The 19,096-nt window shown below is 66.3% G+C and carries 11 protein-coding genes; 1 reads left to right on the forward strand and 10 read right to left on the reverse strand.

Annotated elements, in window-relative coordinates; genetic code table 11:
* Positions 1-244 precede the first annotated feature (244 nt).
* The 7 genes from ACFSCT_RS01965 to ACFSCT_RS01995 form a co-directional block, all read right to left on the reverse strand.
* A complete protein-coding gene (locus ACFSCT_RS01965; RefSeq protein WP_379139694.1) occupies positions 245-8,716 on the reverse strand; it encodes a glycoside hydrolase family 94 protein in 8,472 nt (2,823 codons plus the stop codon).
* Positions 8,717-8,878: 162 nt separating this feature from the next.
* On the reverse strand, positions 8,879-9,589 hold the full coding sequence (locus ACFSCT_RS01970) for a ribonuclease activity regulator RraA (protein ID WP_379139696.1): 711 nt from the start codon (positions 9,587-9,589) through the stop codon (positions 8,879-8,881).
* A gap of 149 nt (positions 9,590-9,738) precedes the next feature.
* Entirely contained in the window at positions 9,739-10,704 is a 966-nt protein-coding gene (locus ACFSCT_RS01975) for an ABC transporter substrate-binding protein (protein ID WP_379139698.1), read from the reverse strand.
* A gap of 22 nt (positions 10,705-10,726) precedes the next feature.
* Positions 10,727-11,698 (reverse strand): ABC transporter permease, encoded by a 972-nt coding sequence (locus ACFSCT_RS01980; RefSeq protein WP_379139699.1) that lies wholly within the window; start codon positions 11,696-11,698, stop codon positions 10,727-10,729.
* On the reverse strand, positions 11,695-13,200 hold the full coding sequence (locus ACFSCT_RS01985; RefSeq protein WP_379139701.1) for a sugar ABC transporter ATP-binding protein: 1,506 nt from the start codon (positions 13,198-13,200) through the stop codon (positions 11,695-11,697). The genes ACFSCT_RS01980 and ACFSCT_RS01985 overlap by 4 nt, the downstream gene beginning before the upstream one ends.
* Positions 13,176-14,282 (reverse strand): Gfo/Idh/MocA family protein, encoded by a 1,107-nt coding sequence (locus ACFSCT_RS01990; protein WP_379139703.1) that lies wholly within the window; start codon positions 14,280-14,282, stop codon positions 13,176-13,178. The genes ACFSCT_RS01985 and ACFSCT_RS01990 overlap by 25 nt, the downstream gene beginning before the upstream one ends.
* Complete coding sequence (locus tag ACFSCT_RS01995; protein ID WP_379139705.1) at positions 14,279-15,334, reverse strand: sugar phosphate isomerase/epimerase family protein; 1,056 nt, start codon at positions 15,332-15,334, stop codon at positions 14,279-14,281. Before ACFSCT_RS01995 ends, ACFSCT_RS01990 begins: the two co-directional genes overlap by 4 nt.
* A 107-nt stretch (positions 15,335-15,441) precedes the next feature.
* Here ACFSCT_RS01995 and ACFSCT_RS02000 point away from each other — a divergent pair, with 107 nt between their 5' ends.
* Positions 15,442-16,482 carry a LacI family DNA-binding transcriptional regulator gene (locus ACFSCT_RS02000; protein ID WP_379139707.1) on the forward strand — a complete coding sequence of 347 codons (1,041 nt, stop codon included), beginning with the start codon at positions 15,442-15,444 and terminating at the stop codon, positions 16,480-16,482.
* Positions 16,483-16,488: 6 nt separating this feature from the next.
* Here the strand turns inward: ACFSCT_RS02000 and ACFSCT_RS02005 are convergent, their stop codons facing one another.
* The 3 genes from ACFSCT_RS02005 to ACFSCT_RS02015 are packed head-to-tail and all read right to left on the reverse strand — an operon-like array spanning position 16,489 to position 19,095.
* Positions 16,489-17,616, reverse strand: coding sequence for a thioesterase family protein (locus ACFSCT_RS02005; RefSeq protein ID WP_379139709.1), 1,128 nt, complete (start codon positions 17,614-17,616; stop codon positions 16,489-16,491).
* Complete coding sequence (locus ACFSCT_RS02010; protein ID WP_379139710.1) at positions 17,609-18,385, reverse strand: ABC transporter permease; 777 nt, start codon at positions 18,383-18,385, stop codon at positions 17,609-17,611. Before ACFSCT_RS02010 ends, ACFSCT_RS02005 begins: the two co-directional genes overlap by 8 nt.
* Positions 18,382-19,095, reverse strand: coding sequence for an ABC transporter permease (locus ACFSCT_RS02015; protein ID WP_379139712.1), 714 nt, complete (start codon positions 19,093-19,095; stop codon positions 18,382-18,384). The genes ACFSCT_RS02010 and ACFSCT_RS02015 overlap by 4 nt, the downstream gene beginning before the upstream one ends.
* Between the last annotated feature and the right edge of the window lies 1 nt (position 19,096).

Consider the following 19,096-nt stretch of genomic DNA (forward strand, 5'->3'; position numbering starts at 1 on the left):
ACCCGGAAGATCGATGATAATCGGGACGGATTCGCATCGACAGCCGCGCATGGCGTTGCACCCTGCGATGTAGGCCAACGTGCGGGCAAAGCCACGGAAGATCCGGCGGGTATTCCGTCGGGATTCTCCGGCAGGCGGGCGGGAAGCGGGCCCGGTCCTTCTCTGCAACGCCCGTGAAAACGGCGCCCTTTCCCGGCCGGTCGGCAGTGCACACCCCAAAAGGAGCATCGCCAGCCGAGGCGGCCTATAGCGGATCTATCCGCACCTCCGGTTCACCTGTTTCCGCATTTCGGGTAACGGTGACCCGGTGGCCTTTGCCGTCCAGAAAGATCTCGGCGGTATATCCCGGCCAGCCGTCCGGCAGCGCCGGATCGACCTCCAGATCGGCGCCGTCGCGACGCCTGATGCCCAAAATGCCCTCGACCGCCGCGCGATACATCCAGCCGGCTGAGCCGGTGTACCACGTCCACCCCCCACGGCCGCGCTTTTCGTCGTCAGAGCCATAGACATCGGCCGCGATGACATAGGGCTCGACCCGGTAAAGCTCGGCCGCCGCGCGGTTCTGCGCATGGGTGATCGGGTTCAGGATGTCGAACAGGTCATAGGCATCGCTGCCGCGCCCGTTGCGCCCCAGCGCATAAACCATCCACGCCGCGGCATGGGTGTACTGACCGCCGTTTTCGCGCACGCCGGGGGGATAGGCCTTGATATAGCCCGGCTCATGCGGCGTCTTGTCAAAGGCCGGCGTGAACAGCCGCAGGAACCGCCCATCGCGGTCCAGCAAACGCGTCAGCGCGGAATCCGCCGCCTGCGCGGCCCGGGCGGGATCCCCGACCCCGGATATCAGCGCCCAGCTTTGCGCGATCGAATCGATCTGGCATTCCCCCGATTCGGCCGAGCCGAGTGGCGCGCCATCGTCGTAATAGCCGCGCCGATACCACGCACCGTCCCAACCCGCCGTTTCCAGGGCCGCCGGCAGGTCCGCGCGGCGCTTTCGCCAATTGGCAACCCGCGCCGCATCGCCGCGCGCTTCGGCCACCGGGATGAAGGCGTCGAGCGTCGCGGCCAGAAACCAGCCCATCCAGACGCTTTCACCGCGGCCTTCCTCGCCGACGCGGTTCATCCCGTCGTTCCAGTCGCCGCCCAGAATAAGCGGCAATCCATGCGCCCCGGTGCGGCCGATCGCCAGATCAAGGGCGCGGGCGCAATGCTCGTAAAGCGGCGCCGATTCCTCGCTGGGGGTGGGGGTGAAAAAGGCGTCATGCTGACCCTTCGCCAGCTCCGGGCCGGTCAGCCACGGCAAGGGTTCGTCCAGTATCGCCCGATCGCCGGTCGCGGCCAGATACAGCGCGGTGATATGGCCCAGCCAAACCACATCATCGACGATCATCGTGCGCACCCCCGCGCCTGTCGCCGGAAGCCACCAGTGCTGAACGTCGCCCTCGGCGAATTGCCGCGCGGCTGCGTTCAGGATTTGCCGCCGCGCCAGCGACGGGTCATGCAGCATCAGCGCGCTTGCATCCTGCAACTGATCGCGAAAGCCGAACGCGCCCGAGGCCTGATAGAAGGCCGTGCGTGCCAGCAAACGGCATCCCAGCGCCTGATAGGGCAGCCATGTGTTCACCATGAGGTCGAATTTCGGGTCCGGCGTGGTGACCTTGACCCGCCCCAGAAAATCGCCCCAGCCCGCGCGCGCCGCCTGCTCGGCCCGTTGCACGGCGTCACCCGCGCGCGCGTCCGCAAGCACCCCGGCGATCTGATCGGCCGGGGCGTCGGCAAGGATCAGCACCAGATCCCGCGTCTCGCCCGGCGCCAGCGACAGCCCGGTCCGGATCACAGCGCAAGGGTCGCCACGGGTCGAGTTGGTCGAGGCCGCGCTTTGCCCGGTTCTGGGGCTGGGCCAATCCGCCACCGCGGCCGGCTGCGCCGGATTGCCGCCATGTCCCAGCCACGTCCGGCGCGAGGTCAGACAGCCATTCAGCGGAACGTCCCAGGCCAGCGCGGTGACGCGGCCCTGAATTTCGGTGGCATAGGGGTTTCGCGCCAGCAGCGCCTGCTTTTCCGCGTCCAACTCGATCCTGATCGTGCTTTGGCTGCGGTTGCGGTCATTGCCAAGGACCAGTTCGGCGGCAGCGAAACATTCCAGATTGAGCGTGATCGGGGCCACGTTGGTCAACCGCAGCCGGGTCAGCTTGGCGGGCTGGTTCTGGGCCAGCAGTTGCGTGGCTTCGACCCGCAGCCAGTCGGTTTCGGATGACAGAACCGCATAGCCAAGCCCGTGGCGGGTCTGATAGCGGGCGGCGGGGTCCGAGGACAGCGCCGCGAATGGCGTCGTCACCCGCCCGGTGTTGCGATCACGGATCAGGATCGATTCGCCGACCGGGTTGCAGACCGGGTCATTCGACCAGGGCGTGATCTGGTAATCGCGCGAGTTCGCGGCCCAGGTGAATCCGGCCCCTCCGGCCGAGACGTGAAAGCCGAAATCCTCGCGCGCGATCACATTGATCCACGGATGCGGCGTGCGCTGACCGTGACGCAGCCGCACCACATATTCGCGGCCGTCAGCCGAAAAGCCGCCGAAGCCGTTCCAGAACAACAGATCCTCGCCGGTTTCCGCCGGGGTCTCGACCGGATGGGCGGGCCGGGGCAGCGCCGGCGGCATGGTGCGGGCGCGGGTCGGCGGGGTTTGCGCCGCCAGTTGCCGCGCCAGTTGCTGGGCCAATGTGCCGTTCCGGGTATGCAGCGAGATCCGCGCCACCGCCATCAGCGTGCCATAGGATTGCGGCGAAATCTCGTCCTTGCGCAGCGGGAAGATATGGGCGCGCAGATCCTGAGAGCCCGGCACATGCGCCACCGCGTCCGCCATGGCCTGAAGGGTCGATTGCAGGTCCTGCACATAGGAACTGTCACGCTCGTTCAGGATCACCAGATCGGCGCGCACCCCGCGCGCCCGCAAAAACCGCAGCATCCGCAAGGCGTCATGCACGATCGGCAGGTCGCTTTCATCGTCGATGCGGATCAGGATGATCGGCTCGTCACCCGAGATCGCCATCGGCCACAAATCGGACTGCGGCCCGAGCCGGTCGAGCCCGTCCTCTTCCCGCGCCGACATGATCATGTCGGGATAGACGAGCAGCGCGGCAAAGGCGCGGAACAGGGTCGCGTCTTCCAGCGACAGGCCAAGATGGCGCAGCTGCACCTGCGAATAGGTCCAGGCCAGCCGCAATTCGTGATCGAAACTTTGCGGCAGCGTGTAGTGTTCGGCCGCGCGGTCGCGTTCCTCGGCACTGTCCGAGACGATGGTCCAGAAGATCACGCTTGCGGTCTTGCCCGCCCCGATACGCAGCCGCCGGCGCAGGCCGAATATCGGGTCGAGCGTAAATCCGTCGCTGCCGGACAGCCGCGCATCGGCCTCAAACGCGGCCGCGGTCGCAAGGCTATGGCCGCGCCCGATGAACTTGCGGCGATCGGTTTCCGCCTGTTGATCGACCGCCGGTTGCGCCCCGCCGCCGCCGGTTACCAGATGGGCCAGATACAGGGGCGTGCCCTTGGGATCGCGGGGCTTGCGCTCGGCCGCGATCAGCGTCGCCTCGCGCCGGATCTCGGTGCGCACGAACATCTTCGAGAAGGCCGGATGCGCCCGGTCCGAGGCCGGAAGGTCCAGCACGATCTCGCCATACGAGGTCACCTCGATCTCGCGATCCAGATCGCTGCGGTTGCGGATGGTCAGGCGGCGGCCTTCGGCGTTGGATTCGGTGGCCGCGATCACCTCCATCCGCGATTCGATCCCGTTGGCGGTCTTGAAGAACTCGGCCTTGTGATCGGAAAACACCGTCCATGCATGTTCGTCGGTCGCCCGGCGCGGCGAGGTCGAGGCCGACCACCAATCCCCGGTCTGCACGTCCTTCATGAACAGAAACACCCCGCCGGTATCGGTGGTCGGATCGGGGCGCCAGCGGTTGACCGCGCGTTCGGCCAGCATGATCTGCCCCGCCCCGGTCGAGGAGATCACCGAGTTGAACGGGCCATCCGACAGGATCGCAAGATCACGCTGGGCGTTTTCCGGGTCGCGCGTCTCGGACTGATCCATCGCGCCGGAAAAACTGCCGATCTGCGGCACCCCCATCTGCACCCGGCGCACGACCGGCACGATTTCCTGCGGGGCCTTTTCCTGCAACATCAACTCGGCCGCCTGAATGACCGGATCGTCGTGGAAACGCTCGCGGTGGATGCCGTCCAGCACCGTGTTCGCGACCGCGAGGATCGACATGCCGTGGTGATGCGCCATCACGTTCCGCACGATCGCGAATGTCTCGCCCTCGACCAGCCGGCTGGGGGTGAAGTCGATGGCGTCGAAAAAGCCGTAAGGGCCCTGCACGCCCAGTTTCGTCAACCGCAAAAGGTTGCGCACGGCGGCGCGGGGCCGGAACTGGCTGGCCAGAAGCGTGGCATAGGGCGCCACCACCAGATCATTGCTGAACACCCGCTTCAGCCCAAGCCGGGGTACGCCGAAGGCGTAATACTGATAGTTCATGTCGCGATCGCGGGCGTTGAACGCGCATTCCGACACCCCCCAGGGCGCGCCGCGCTGACGGCCGAAATCGATCTGCACATCGACCGCGACCTGATCGGACATGTTCAGGATACCGCCCTGCCGTTCCTTCATGATCAGCGGCGGCATCAGATATTCGAACATGCAGCCGGACCACGACATCAACACCGCCTCGGTCCTGAATGAGGTGAAGGGCCGGCCCAGATGGCCCCAATGTTCATAGTTCAGGTCGCCCTTGGCGATGGCGAACAGGCTGGTCAGCCGCGCCTCGGATGCCAGCAGGTCATAGCATGACCGGTCGAGTTCATCCGATTCCGTGCGGTAGCCGATGGAAAGCAGCTTTTTCTCGGGGTCCACCAGCAGGGTGAAATCCATGTCGAAGGCCATTTTGCGGGCGCGTTCGGCCAGCGCATTCAGCCGGATCCGCAGATCGGCGGTTTCGGCGCGCGACAGGGCGGTGTCGGACTGCGCTTCCTCGCAGTTGCGCCGCAGGGCTCCGGCCCACCACAGGATTTCGGCCGTCGCGGGGGTGGAGATCTCGCTGTCGAGATCCGCGGCCAGATTCGAGATTCCGGCCGCGATGACGGTCAGGTTGATCGCCCGGACCGAGGCCAGTTGCGTGTCGGCCGAAATCGTCGCGTGCAGCGTGGCGAATTCCTGAAGCGCCTTTTCCAGTCGCTGATACAGCGGCCGCAAAGCCCGCCGCTCGCGCGGCAGTTCGGACAGAAGTTCGGTCATCACTGCAAGCGTGTCCGCCGGCCCGGTCAGGTTCAGCTGCAACTGAACCGCCGGATTGCGCGCCCAGATCTTCAGCCCCGAGGACAGCGCCACCAGCAACCCCGCAAGGTTGCCGCTGTCCACCGATGAAATATAGGGCGCCGGCAGCACCCTCAGGTCGCGGGTGTCATACCAGTTGAAGAAATGGCCGCGATAGCGGTCCAGCCGCTCCATCGTCGCCATCGTTGCCTCGATGCGCTCGATGGCCTGATGCAACCCGATCCAGCCAAGATCGCGCGCCGACATCACGGACATCAGGTAAAGCCCCATATTGGTGGGCGAGGTCCGCTCGGCCAGTTTGGGCGCCGGGTAATCCTGATAATTGTCGGGCGGCAGATGGTTGGTCTGCTCGGTGACGAAGGTCTCGAAGAACCGCCATGTGCGCCGGGCGATGCGGCGCAGCGTCGCGGCATCGGCGGGGTCGAGGTTCAGCCGATCCTCGGTTTCCAGCGTCCGGGACGCCGCCCACGCCGCCAGCGGCGCCAGAACCCAAAGCGCGCCGATGACATAGGCATCCGACAACCCGGCAGGGTTGACCATCGCGGTCACCGCCATCGCCGCGATCGCCACCAGCACCGAAGGCCACATCCGCCGCGCGAAATCCGCCACCGTATCGCCGCTGGTGCGATGCGCCTCGGAGGCCGAGGTCCATTCCAGCAGCTTCCTGCGGCTGATCGCCATGCGATAGAGCGAGCGGACAACGGCGTCGGCCATCGCCACGGCCCGGTCCAACGCAAAGGCGATGCGCAGGAAAACCTCGGTCAGCACCTTACCGGTTTCGTCCAGAAGCCGGCGCAGCTTGTAGCTGATCGAGATGCCCCGCTCGGCCGTTGCGGCACCCAGCGCCACGTTCAGCAGGCGCGGGAAAAGCATCAGCAGGACCAGACCCAACTGCCAGTTGACCGCCCCGCGGCCCGGCAGGGTCCACCAGCCGATGATCGACGCGGCGGCCCAGCAGACCGGCACCAGACTGCGCCGCAGGTTGTCCAGCATCTTCAGCCGCGCCAGCCCGGCAAGCCCGTTTTTCGGGTCAAGCATGAACGGGATAAGCTGCCAGTCACCGCGCGCCCAGCGATGCTGGCGGCCAAGCTCTACGCTGTAGCGGATCGGGAAATCCTCGACCAGTTCCACATCCGTGACCAGCGCGGCGCGGGCAAGCGCACCCTCCAGAAGATCGTGGCTCAGAACCGTGTTTTCGGAAATCCGGTCGCCTATCGCCGTTTCGAACGCGTCGACGTCATAGATCCCCTTGCCGGTGAAGGTACCCCGGCCCAGCAGATCCTGATAAAGGTCGGACACCGTGAAAACGTAGGGATCCAGACCGCGCGTGATCGAAAAGACCCGCTGATAGACCGAGCTTTCCGCCCCGGTGGTCAGCGAGGGCGTGACGCGCGGCTGCATGATGCCATAGCCCTTGATCACCACCCCCGTTTCGGGATCGGTGACCGGCTGGTTGACCGGGTGGGCCATCTTGCCGACCAGCCGCCCGACCGTCCCGCGCGGCATCCGCGTATCGGCGTCCAGCGTGATGACATAGCGCACCCCTTCCGGCGGGGCCGCGCCGGTGTCGATGAAGGTGGTGTCGGAATGGCCGCGCAGCAGCAGGTTCAGCTCGTTCAGCTTGCCCCGCTTGCGCTCCCACCCCATCCAGACGCCTTCCTGAGGGTTCCACAGCCGCTTGCGGTGCAGAAGGAAGAAGCGCCGGATGCCGCCATGCCCATAGCGGTCGGCCAGCGCGTTGATCCGCGACAGCGCATGGCGCAGCAGGCGCTGATCGTCGGCATGGGTTTCCTGGCCGTTGTCGCGCCAATCCGACAAAAGCGCGAAGCTGACATTGTCCAGCGGATTGGCCAGATAATGCAGCTCCAGCGTCTGGGCCAGTTCGTCGATCGTGTCCAGATCGGTCAGCAGGCAGGGGATCACGACGATGGTGCGATGCTGCGCCGGCACCCCCTTGGCGAAATCGCACCCCGGCAACCGCGATGGCGGCACAAGGCGGGCGGCCAATGTGCCGACCATTCCCATCGCGGTGTCCGAGGCCGGCAACGCCGCCAGAAGCAGCAGCGGAACCGCAACCCATCCGGCATCGGCGGGCAGTCCCAGCGACAACAGCGCCACGAGCATGACTGTGAACAGCGCCAGCGGCGCCGCGATTCCCACCCAATCCAGCTTGCGATAGCGCCTCAGCGCGGTCTCGCGCCAGGTTGGCTGATAGCCGCAGGCGATCTCGAACGCGGGCAGGCCATCGCCCAGAAGGATCGTCCCGACCGCATTTTCCGGCGCCGAATCCAGCGCGCGGCGCGCCACCTCGATCTCGGTCAGGTCAGAGCGGCGGGCGATGCGCTCCACCGTGTTGCGATAGGCGGTGCGGCTGGGCTGATCCAGCGCGCTGAACTCGGACCTTTCCTGAAGCATCCGGTCGACGCGGCTGACCTTTTCGAACCAGTTCAGCCAGTCGATGTTGCCCATCGTCTTGAGGCTGCCGATGATATTGCCGACCGTGACATTGCCGCCGGATTGCCGGGCGTATTCCGCCTGAATGGCGTCATCGGCGGTCACCCCGCGCTGCGCCAGCCGGCGCGAGACCCATTCGTCGACCCGGTCGTCAAAACCCGGCGCGTTGGACAGACGATACAAAAGCTGCATGGCGAAAGTATCGTCCTGAAGCCCCAGATCGGCGGCCTTCAGCAAGGCGACCGGGTCGTCATCCGGCCCGATCTGGTCCAGTTCGTCGGCAAGCTGATTGGCCTCGTCCCGGCGCAGGCGGGCGGCCGTGACCCGGTCCGACAGCCGACGCAGGTTTTCCAGCAGGACAAAGCGCAGGAAGGTGGGGATCGCCCAAAGCTCGGCGATCGTCAGCACGCGCTCGGACTGATAACCCTCGACCATCTCGGTCAGAAGCGCGTCGCTCACATCGGAATTCGTAAGCGCGATATAATACCACGCCAGCACCAGCGCCCGCGGTACCGCGCGCCCGTCGGGCAGCGGCATGGTCGGCAGATAGCGCAGCAGACGCGGGCTTATTGCCTGCCGCAGCAGGCGAAAGTTTTCCTCGACGATGTGATGGTTGTCGACCAGCCATTCGGCGGCCGGGGTCAGGATGGCGCCGCTCTGGCCGGCCTCGACATGTTCAAAGTAATTCTTGCGGATGGAAAGCTGGCCGTGGCGGATCTGGGCGGCAAGCGACTGGTCGGGAAAGCCGTCAAGCGTGGCGACCTCGGCCTTGGCCAGATCGCGACCGGCGGCGGCCAACCCCTCGCCCGCCCAGAAATTCATCCGGATCGGCGTCTCGGGCGTGGCAAAGGCGCGCTCGACCCGGGACAGCGCCGCAGCATCGCGCCGCGCGCGCAGCCGGTCGGTTACCCGGGTCCAAGTACCATCGTCCATCGCCTTCCCCCAAGTGCCACCACATCGCGTCAGACGCCCCACCACCAGACTGCGGCACCCGAAACGGGCTGACAACCGTCGGGCGTCTGAAAAGGGTTAACTTGCCACCCCCGCTTGCAGTTGCCAAATCGCCCCAGAATTAAGCGCGCGAAAGCTGCGTGGCTATTCCTTGCCCGCTGCCAGATGCGCGGCATAGCGCGCCTTGGTCGCGTCGTTCATCGGGTAAAGACCGGGCAGTTTTTCGCCGCGTTCGACCTCGGACACGATCCATGTCTCCATCGCCTCTTGCGCGGGGGCTTCGGCCAGAACCTCTGCCAGCAGGGCTTGCGGAATCACCACCGCGCCGTCGCTGTCGATGACGATGATGTCCTGCGGGATCACCGCGACACCGCCGCAGCCGATGGTTTCGTTCCAGCCGACAAAGGTCAGCCCGGCGACCGAAGGCGGGGCCGCGGCACCCCGGCACCAAACCGGAAGGCCCGTGGCCAGAACCCCGGTCAGGTCGCGCACCACCCCATCGGTGACCAGCGCGGCGACGTTGCGTTTCGCCATGCGGGCGCAGAGGATATCGCCAAACACCCCGGCATCGGTGATGCCCATGGCGTCGATGACGCAGACGCAGCCCTCGGGCATATCCTCGATCGCGGCGCGGGTGGAAATCGGGCTGCCCCAGGACGCCGGCGTCGCCAGATCCTCGCGCGCGGGGACAAAGCGCAGCGTGAAGGCCGGACCGACGATGCGCGGCTGATCGGGACGAAGCGGCATCGCGCCCCGGATCCAGACGTTCCGCAGCCCCTTCTTCAACAGAATGGTGGTCAGGGTCGCGGTTGTGACATTTTGCAGAATGTCGCGGGCCTCGGCGGTCAGCGTCATCGGATGGGTCCTTTCACGGGCAGTTCGTCATACGGCCGTCCCGCGACCGCGCCGCCATGAAAGCCCGTGGGCCGGGGCGATACAAGAGGGGTGATACAAGGGGGCGATGCCGGTGATCGCCCGCCTGTGAGCTTGGGAACCCGCGCCGATCAGAACGGGCTGTCGGGGAAATAGAACTGCGCGGCATTGTCGGGCGTGATCAGCTTCGAGCCGATGATGAACCGCCCATAGACCGGCGCATCCGACACAAAGGCCAGCGCCGTCATCTCGATCGCGGACGAGATCAGCGCCGGCGGATAGGTCACGTCCACCGGAAGCTGCGGGTCCTTGTCCATGATACGCTTGACGATTTCCTTCATCCCGGCGCCGCCGACGACCACCATTTCGCTTTCGCGCTTGGCCGCCGCGATCGCTTCCAGCACGCCCATGGCCATGTCGTCATCCGCCGCCCAGACCGCGTCGATCTTGGGGTATTTGGCCAGATAGTCCTGCATCACCGCGAATGCGTCGTCGCGGTTCCAGTTGCCGTGCTGCATGTCGAGGATCTTGATGTCGGACCCTTCCAGCGCCTTCTGGAAGGCGTCGACGCGTTCATTGTCCAGCGTGGTCGGGATGCCGCGCAGCACCACGATCTGGGCGCCCGGCTTCAGGTTGGCCTTGAAATACTCGCCCGCGACGCGGCCGAAAGCGGTGTTGTCGCCGGCGACATACAGATCCTCGATGCCTTCCTCGGACAGGCCGCGATCGACCACCGTCACCCATTTGCCGGCTTCCTTCACCGATTTGACCGTCGGGGTCAAAGGCTCGGATTCAAAGGGCAGAACCACCAGCGCATCGATGTTGCGGGTGGCGATCATATCCTCGATATCATTGACCATCTTGGCGCTGTCGCCGGCCGTGGTCAGCACGAATTCAAGGTTCGGATAGGCTTTGCCCAGCCGGTCGATGGTCTGCTGCGCATGCCAGTTCAGGCCGCCCATGAAACCATGCGTGGCCGAGGGAATGGCCACGCCGATGATCTTCTTTTCCGCGTCCTGCGCCAGCACCGGACCAACGCCCACGGCGGCGACCGCGGCGGCGGCAAGCGGCAGTTTCAACAGGTTTCTGCGTTCCATAAGGTATTCCTCCCCAGAAAAATCACCGCTCGTCGGCGGTGCGTTTCTCGCGTTGCAGGACGACTGCAAGTACGATGATAATGCCCTGAATCGCGCCGTTCAGATACGGGCTGACCAGATCGGCGAGGTTCAGGATATTGTCGATCAGCGACAGGATCAGCACGCCGATCACCGTGCCCCAGACGCGCCCGGTTCCGCCCTTCAGCGCGGTGCCGCCGATGATCACGGCCGCGATCGCCTCCAGCTCCCACAAGACGCCGGTCGAGCCCGAGGCCGAACCCAGCCGCGGAATGTACATGATGGTGGCAAGCCCGACCAAACCGCCCAGCAGGACATAGGTCATCAGCTTGACCCGGTCGACATCCACCGCCGAATAACGCGCCACGCGGTCGTTCGACCCGATCGCCTCGACATGGCGGCCAAAGCGGGTGTGGCGCATGACCCACTCGCCCAGCACCGCGACCACGACCAGCGCGATGATCGGCCAGGTGATCCAGCCGATGCCGCCGTAATAGACCGGCCGGTAAAGCGTGCGCAGACCGGAATCGAGGCTAAGCGTGCCGCCGTCCGCGAGCCACGTGACCAGACTGCGGAAAATGCCCATGGTGCCCAGCGTGACGATGAACGGCTCGATCCGCGCCCGCGTGATCAGCACGCCATTGAACAGCCCGGCGAGCAGGCCGCCCGCCATGGCCACCCCCATGCCGATCAGGATGGTGCCCCAGTTGACGCCGGTGGTGCCGACCAGCGCATCCATCGCCATGATCGAGACCCCGGCCAGAAACGCCGCCATCGAGCCGACCGACAGGTCAAGACCGCCCGAGGTGATGACGAAGGTCATCCCGACCGCGATCATCCCGATAAAGGCCGAGCGCGCCAGCACGTTGGTGATATTCGCCGGCGCCAGAAACGCGGGGTTCAGGATGGCACCCAGAATGATCAGCGCAACCAGCGCGAGGATCGGGCCAAGTGTGTGAAAGTCCAGCCGCTTCATGCCGCCCCCTCGCTGACGCCCATGGCAAGGCGCACGATGTTTTCCTCGGTCATCGCGGCGCCCGTCACCTCGCCGGCCAGCCGCCCCTGCCGCATGACCAGCACGCGGTCGGCCAGACCCATGACCTCGGTCAGTTCCGAAGAGATCACGATGATCCCCTTTCCCTCGGCGGCGAGCCGGCGGATGAAGGCATAGATCTGGCGCTTGGTGCCGACGTCGATGCCGCGTGTCGGCTCGTCGATAATGACGATTTCGGGCTGGGTCAGCATGGTCTTGGCCAGCAAGAGCTTCTGCTGATTGCCGCCCGACAGGTTGCCCGCCTTCATCGCGGGCGAGGCCGCGCGGATGTCGAAATCCTGCGTGGCCTTGGCCATGGCGGCATTCTCGGCCCGGCGGTCGATGCGAAAGCCGAAACGGTCCAGCGCCGCCAGCGTCAGGTTTTCGGGCAGGGGTTTGTTCAGCAAAAGGCCGGCGTCCTTGCGATCCTCGGTCAGATAGGCAAGGCCGTGACGTGCGGCGTCACGCGGGTTCGCGATGGTGACGGGCTGGCCCGCACGCAAGATCCGCGCGGTCGCCGGTCGCAGCCCGACAAGCCCCTCGGCCAGTTCGGTGCGCCCCGACCCGACAAGCCCGGCGATGCCCAGAACCTCGCCCCGATGCAGCGTCAGGTCGACGTCATGGACCCGGCCCGGGACCGTCAGCCCGCGAACCTCCAGCAGGACATCATCGGGATGCCCCGGTTTCGGCGGAAAGAAATCGGTCAGCTCGCGCCCGACCATGGCGGTGGCCATGCCATCCTCGGTCATTTCGCCGCGCAGCGCCCGCCGCACGACCGTTCCGTCGCGCAGCACCGTAATCCGGTCGGCCAGATGCGCGACTTCATCAAGGCGATGGCTGCAGAACATGACCGCCACGCCCTCGCGCCGCAGCCGTTCGATCTGATCATACAGCGCGCCGACCTCGCGATCGGTCAGCACGGCGCTGGGTTCATCCATGATCAGGACCAGCGCCCGGCGCGACAGCGCCTTGGCGATCTCGACCATCTGACGGTCGGGGACGGAAAGGTCGCGGATCAGGGCATCGGGGTCGATCCGGCTGTGCAGACGGTCCAAGAGCGCGCTGGTCTGCTGGCGCATGGCAGCGTGGTCGATGCGCCAGCCGCCGATCTCGCGCCCCAGAAAGACGTTCGCGGCGACGGACAGATCGGGGGCAAGGTTGAATTCCTGATGGATGACCACGACGCCCGCCGCCTCGGCCTCGGGGCCCGAGTGCCACGGCACCGGCGCGCCATCCATCAGCACCTGCCCGCTGGTCGGGGCCAGAAAACCGCCGAGGATTTTCATGATGGTGGATTTGCCGGCGCCGTTTTCACCGATCAGCGCGTGAACCTCGCCCGCGTTCAGGGCCAGATCAATGCCATGCAGCACCTCGATCGGTCCAAAGCTGCGGGTCACATTTTCCAGCGCCAGAACCGGGGTCATGCGGTTTTGACCTTTGTCCATGCGCCGTCCGCGTCCGAAGATTCGCGCGCCGCGGCGATGAAGGCCATGCCCGACAGGCCGTCGGTCAGACCGGGCAGCCGCGCGGCCACCGCCTCATCACCCTGGATCACATCGGCTATGTCTTTGTAAAGATTTGCAAAACCTTCAAGATAGCCTTCGGGATGGCCGGGCGGGGTGCGATAGGACTGGCTGCGATCCTGCACCCGGGTCAGGATCTGGCGCGGCTTGTCTTTCGGCGCATAGATCAGCCGCTCGGAATCCTCCTGCGCCCATTCAAGGCTGCCTTTGGTGCCGAAGATCCGCAAACGCAGCTCATTCCCGGCACCGACGGCGACCTGACTGACCCAAAGGCCGCCCTTGGCGCCGCTGGCATAGCGCAGGGCGACGCGCGCATCGTCATCGACGCGCCGGCCCGGCACCATGCTGGACAGTTCGGCCGAGATTTCGGACGGAGTCTGCCCGGTGACGAAAGCCGCGAGCTGCCATGCGTGGGTGCCGATGTCGCCGATCGCGCCCGCGCCCGCACGCGCCGGATCGGTCCGCCAGTCGGCCTGTTTGTTCGTGCCCGCGATGTCGTCGGCAAGCCAGCCCTGCAGATATTCGGCCTGCACCAGCCGCAGATCGCCGATCGCGCCGTCGGCGACCATCGCGCGCGCCTCGCGCACCATCGGCAGGGCGGAATAGTTATGGGTCAGGAAGAACCGGGCGGTCGAGGCCTTTGCGGCGGCGGCGATGGCGGCCGCATCCTCGGCCGTCGCGGTCAGGGGCTTGTCGCAGATGACATGAATGCCGGCGTTCAGAAAGGCGATCGCCGGGGCGGCGTGCAGGTGGTTCGGGGTGACGATGGCGACCGCCTGAATCCCGTCCTCGCGCAGCGATTCCTGCTGGGCCATATCCTCGAAACTGTCATAGCTGCGGGCAAGCCCCAGTTCCTCGGCCGAGGCCGCCGCCCGCGCCGGGTCCGAGGAAAGCGCCCCGGCCACAAGCTCGAACCGGTCGTCCATGCGCGCCGCGATACGGTGGACCGCGCCGATAAAGGCGCCCGCGCCGCCGCCGACCATGCCCAGCGATATGCGTTTCATGACAGCCCCAATACCTTGTCGACGGCCGCCTGATCGACCGCACCGGTTGCGAAATCGTCGAATGCATGCGGCGTGACGCGGATGATGTGGTCGCGGACGAACGCGGCCCCTTCGCGCGCCCCATCCTCGGGGTGTTTCAGCGCGCATTCCCATTCGACGACCGCCCAGCCGTCGAAATCATACTGCGTCAGGCGCGAAAACACCCCCCCGAAATCGACCTGCCCGTCGCCGAGACTGCGGAACCGTCCGGCGCGGTTCACCCACGATTGAAAGCCGCCATAGACGCCCTGCCGGCCAGTCGGGTTGAACTCGGCATCCTTGGCGTGGAACATGCGGATGCGATCGTGGTAGATGTCGATGTTTTCCAGATAATCGAGCCGTTGCAGCAGGTAATGCGAGGGGTCGTAAAGCATGTTGGCGCGGGGATGGCCGCCCAGACGATCCAGAAACATCTCGAAGGTGACGCCGTCATGCAGATCCTCGCCAGGATGGATCTCGAAACAGACATCGACGCCCTGATCCTCGGCCAGATCCAGCAGCGGCCGCCAGCGGCTGGCCAGCGTGTCAAAGGCGGTTTCCACCAGCCCCGGGGCGCGTTGCGGCCAGGGGTACAGATAGGGCCACGCCAGCGCGCCCGAGAACGTGCCCATCGCCGACAGCCCCAGCGCGGCGCTGGCGCGGATGGATTTCTGGACCTGATCGACCGCCCAGCGCTGCCGTTCGGCCGGCTTGCCGTGAACCGCGGCCGGGGCGAAACCGTCGAAGGCCGCGTCATAGGCGGGATGGACGGCGACAAGCTGGCCCTGCAAATGGCAGGTCAGCTCGGTCACTTCGACCCCGTTGTCGCGGGCGATACCCAGAAATTCATCCCGCCATTCGGCCGAATCGACGGCCAGATCCAGATCGAACAGCCGCGCATCCCAGGTCGGGACCTGAACGCCCTTATAGCCCAGATCGGCCGCCCAGCGGGTAATGCCGCGCCAGTCGTCATAGGGCGGTTGATCGCCGGCGAACTGGGCCAGAAACAACGCCGGCCCCTTGATCGTGCGCATGAATTCCTCCGTCCCTCTGGCGGTTCAGTCTGCACGGAATGTAAACGATTGCAAGTCAGTCGCTACGGCGTTGAATGCCGGCCCGTCGCGGCTTACTCTGCGGTGGAATGAATGATGAGATTGTTCCCAAGGCCCCGGTGCGCATCACCGATGTGGCGCGGCTGGCGGGCGTGTCGAACGCGACGGTCAGCCGGGTGCTGAGCCGGCCTGCGCTGGTCGCCGATGCGACGCGCGATTCGGTCATGCGGGCGGTTGCCGCCACCGGCTACCGTGTCAACCACGCGGCGCGGAACCTGCGCAAGCAGCGCACCGGCGCGGTGGTGGCTTTGCTGCCCAATCTGGGCAACCCGTTCTTTGCCAAGATCATTGCCGCCATGGGCCGGGAACTTGGCCGCGCCGGCTATGATCTGCTGATCAGCGACACGCAGGGTGACGGCGCGCGGGGCGAGGCGGCGCGCGGTCAGGCGATGCGGCGTTTCCTTGATCCTTCGCGCGCCGACGGGATCGTGCTGTTCGACGGGCTGGTCCCGCCCGAGGCGGTCTCGGGGTCCGGCCCGCTGCCACCCGTTGTCAGCGCCTGCGAATGGATCGAGGGCGCGGCCTTGCCGCGGGTGATGCTGGACAACGCCGCCGGAACCCGGATCGCCGCCGAACATCTGCGGCAGCTTGGCCATCGCCGCATCGCCTGTATCGGCGGACCGGCGCGCAACGTCCTGCACCTGACCCGGATGGCGGGAATGAATGCCGCGCTGGGCCCGGACGGGTTTCAGGTTTTCACCGGGGATTTCACGCTGGAAACCGGGGTTCGGGCGGCGGCCGAGTGGCGCGCGCTTGCGCCCGACCGGCGCCCGACCGGCATTGTCGCCTTCAGCGATGAAATGGCCTGGGGCTTCATTTCCGATCTGTTGCATCACGGGTTCACGGTGCCGCGCGATGTCTCGGTGGTCGGTTTCGACGATATCGAGCTTGCCGCCCATCTGATCCCGCCGCTGACCACCGTCCGGCAGCCAAAGCGCGAGATCGGCCGGCTGGCCGCGCTGGCCATTCTGGCGCTGATCGAAGGCAGGCCAGTCGCCGACCACACCACCCTGACGCCGGAACTGATCATCCGCCAGTCGACCGCGCCGCCACCGGGTGATCGCGGCTAAGGCGGCTTATTTCTGCAGCGAACGGATGCCGCGCCCGGCAAAAGCCGGTGCCCCCGTGTCATTCTGGGCCGCCACCAGCCGCCGCAGCCGCTCGGCCATCGCATCGGGCATCGGGACCGACTTTCCCGCAGCCATGTCGACATGGATCGTGATCAGCTCGCAAGTGGCGATTTCAGCGCCCGTCGGCCCATACATGCGGTGCAGGATGCGGATCCGGCGGGTGTCATGCTCCAACACCCGGGTGGCGATGCGGATACGCTCGCCGACATGGGCCTCATCCAGATGCCGCAGATGGGTCTCCAAAGTGTAAAAGCTGAAACCGCGGGCACGGTGGGCGGCGTCGGCGCCGAGGGCGGTGAACAGCCCCTCGGTCCCGTCGCCGAAAGCCTGATGATAGCGGGATTCGGTCAGATGACCGTTATAGTCAAGCCACGCGCCCGGGACGTGAAACGCCAGATCCGGCAAGCCGGCCATGCGGTCGGTCCCGATATGGGCGCGGCGGTTGAACCGATCCTCCATCGCGGCAAGCGCGGCGCCGATGGGGTGCGTGCCGCCGCGCAGGGCCTGCATCATCGCGATCAGATCATCCTCGGCCCGCGTGTCGAGCGCATCGTCCGCCGCCCCCTGCGCCAGCCGCAACCCGCCGCCCGCGATCATGAATGTGTCCGGCACAGGCCCGGCGGGAATGTCGCGGCGCAGCACGGTCATGCCGATTTCGCCCAGCAATTGCTCGGCCCGCAGCAGCTTTTCGGGATCGGCGGCGGCGGGCAGTGTCAGCGCCACCCCCGGCAGCAGCCAGACCGGCCGGATCGGATCGGCGCTGATCGCCCCGGCAGGCGCCGGACTGGCCCCCGACCACAGCAGCACACGCGCGTCTGCCGGCGCCAGAGCCGCATCGGTGACATGGACCAGTTCCGCGTCCCTGACCGCCTCATGCGGATCGTCCGATACCGCCGGGGCCTGCAAATCGCCAAGCGGCGCCAGCAGCATGCGGGTCAGACCCCGCTCGGCCCGCGCCAGCGCGCCGGACCAATCAGCGTCACCGAAAACCGCGACCTGATTGCCGAACACCACATGCCGCGCCGCCCATTCGGCGGCCAGCGCGTCATGCCCAAGGACCGCGATCTTAACCATCCGTCGGGAACCCCTTTTCGACCCGGCGCAGCAGCACGATCAGAACGCCGGCAAGGATCATATACATCGCCGCCAGCAACAAAAGCGGCGCATAGATCTGAAACGTCTCCTGCCGGACTTTCGAGATCACGGCATAGATGTCGATCATCGTCACCGTCGCGACAAGGGGCGTGGATTTCAGTTGCAGGATCACCTCGCCGGTCAGGGTCGGCAGCGCACGCAGAAAGGCGCGCGGCAGCCAGACCCGGCGCAGAACCTGACCGCGCGACATGCCGAAGGCGCGGGCGGCCTCCAGCTCGCCCTTCGGCACGCCGGCGAAGGCGCCGCGCATTACCTCGCCCTCGTACCCCGCGAAGGAAAGCGTCAGCGCGGCCAGCGCGAACGGCCAGGCCTCGCGCAGATAGGGCCAAAGCCAGGTGTCACGGATGCCCGGTATCTGCGGGAAAAGCGAGCCGAGCCCGTAATAGATCAGCCAAAGCTGCAAAAGCAGCGGCGTGCCGCGGATGATGGTGCAAAAGCCGCGCGCCAGCCACGCCAGCGGGCGCGGGCCGGTGACCTGCACCAGCCCGATCGGCACCGCCATCAGAAAGCCAAGGCCGACGCTGGCGAACAAAAGCCAGACCGTCGTCCACAACCCCTGTCCCAGAAGCGGCAGGTATTTAGGCAACCAGTCCCAGTTCAGCCCCCGGATCGCCGCGACGAACAGGGCCGTGCCGATCAGCGCATAAAGGATCCGGTGCGGGGGAATGATACGGAAAAGCGCGCTCATGCCCGGGGCGCCTGCATATGGCGCCTGCTGCGCCTTTCCAGCCAGCGGAACAGGACGGTCGAGATCAGCGTGACCGCCAGATACAAAACCCCGGCGGCGCAGAAGAAGGTCAGGTAATGCTTGGTCGTGCCCGCGGCCTGCCGGGTCGCCAGCGTCAGTTCGGTAAAGCCCACCACCGCCAGAAGCGCCGTGTCCTTGGTCGCGATCAGCCACAGGTTGGCCAACCCCGGCAGCGCATGCGGCAGCATCGCCGGCAGGACGATACGGCGCAGCAGGCGCCCCCGGGTCAGGCCAAAGGCGGCGGCGGCCTCGATCTGGCCGCGGGGGATGGCCTGGATGGCGCCGCGGATGACCTCGGTCGCGTAGGCGCCCTGAACCAGCGCGATGACCGTGATCCCCGCCGCAAAGGGCGACACCTCGATGGCGGCAAGCCCCAGCCGCTCCAGCCCCGCGTTCAGCGCCGCGGTGCCGGCGAAATAGATCAGCAGGATCAGCACCAGTTCGGGTATGGCGCGGATCAGGGTGGTGTAGATCACCACCAGATCGCGCAGCCAAAGCGGGCCGGACAGCCGCGCGATCGCCCCGCAGAACCCGATCAGAAGTCCAAGCCCGTAACCCGCACCCGCGACCTGCAACGACGTCGCCAGCCCGCGCAGCAATACCCCGCCCCAGCCGGGCGGGGAAAGCGCCAGAAGCTGCGGATCAAACACC

It is taken from the genome of Paracoccus pacificus (assembly GCF_042680785.1).
GTDB classification, from domain to species: Bacteria; Pseudomonadota; Alphaproteobacteria; order Rhodobacterales; family Rhodobacteraceae; genus Paracoccus; species Paracoccus pacificus.

What these genes read in the sequence shown, in the direction of transcription:
- ACFSCT_RS01965 (WP_379139694.1), bottom strand. Translation starts at nt 8,716, where the DNA reads ATGGACGATGGTACTTGGACCCGGGTAACCGACCGGCTGCGCGCGCGG.
- ACFSCT_RS01970 (WP_379139696.1), bottom strand. Translation starts at nt 9,589, where the DNA reads ATGACGCTGACCGCCGAGGCCCGCGACATTCTGCAAAATGTCACAACC.
- ACFSCT_RS01975 (WP_379139698.1), bottom strand. Translation starts at nt 10,704, where the DNA reads ATGGAACGCAGAAACCTGTTGAAACTGCCGCTTGCCGCCGCCGCGGTC.
- ACFSCT_RS01980 (WP_379139699.1), bottom strand. Translation starts at nt 11,698, where the DNA reads ATGAAGCGGCTGGACTTTCACACACTTGGCCCGATCCTCGCGCTGGTT.
- ACFSCT_RS01985 (WP_379139701.1), bottom strand. Translation starts at nt 13,200, where the DNA reads ATGGACAAAGGTCAAAACCGCATGACCCCGGTTCTGGCGCTGGAAAAT.
- ACFSCT_RS01990 (WP_379139703.1), bottom strand. Translation starts at nt 14,282, where the DNA reads ATGAAACGCATATCGCTGGGCATGGTCGGCGGCGGCGCGGGCGCCTTT.
- ACFSCT_RS01995 (WP_379139705.1), bottom strand. Translation starts at nt 15,334, where the DNA reads ATGCGCACGATCAAGGGGCCGGCGTTGTTTCTGGCCCAGTTCGCCGGC.
- ACFSCT_RS02000 (WP_379139707.1), top strand. Translation starts at nt 15,442, where the DNA reads ATGAATGATGAGATTGTTCCCAAGGCCCCGGTGCGCATCACCGATGTG.
- ACFSCT_RS02005 (WP_379139709.1), bottom strand. Translation starts at nt 17,616, where the DNA reads ATGGTTAAGATCGCGGTCCTTGGGCATGACGCGCTGGCCGCCGAATGG.
- ACFSCT_RS02010 (WP_379139710.1), bottom strand. Translation starts at nt 18,385, where the DNA reads ATGAGCGCGCTTTTCCGTATCATTCCCCCGCACCGGATCCTTTATGCG.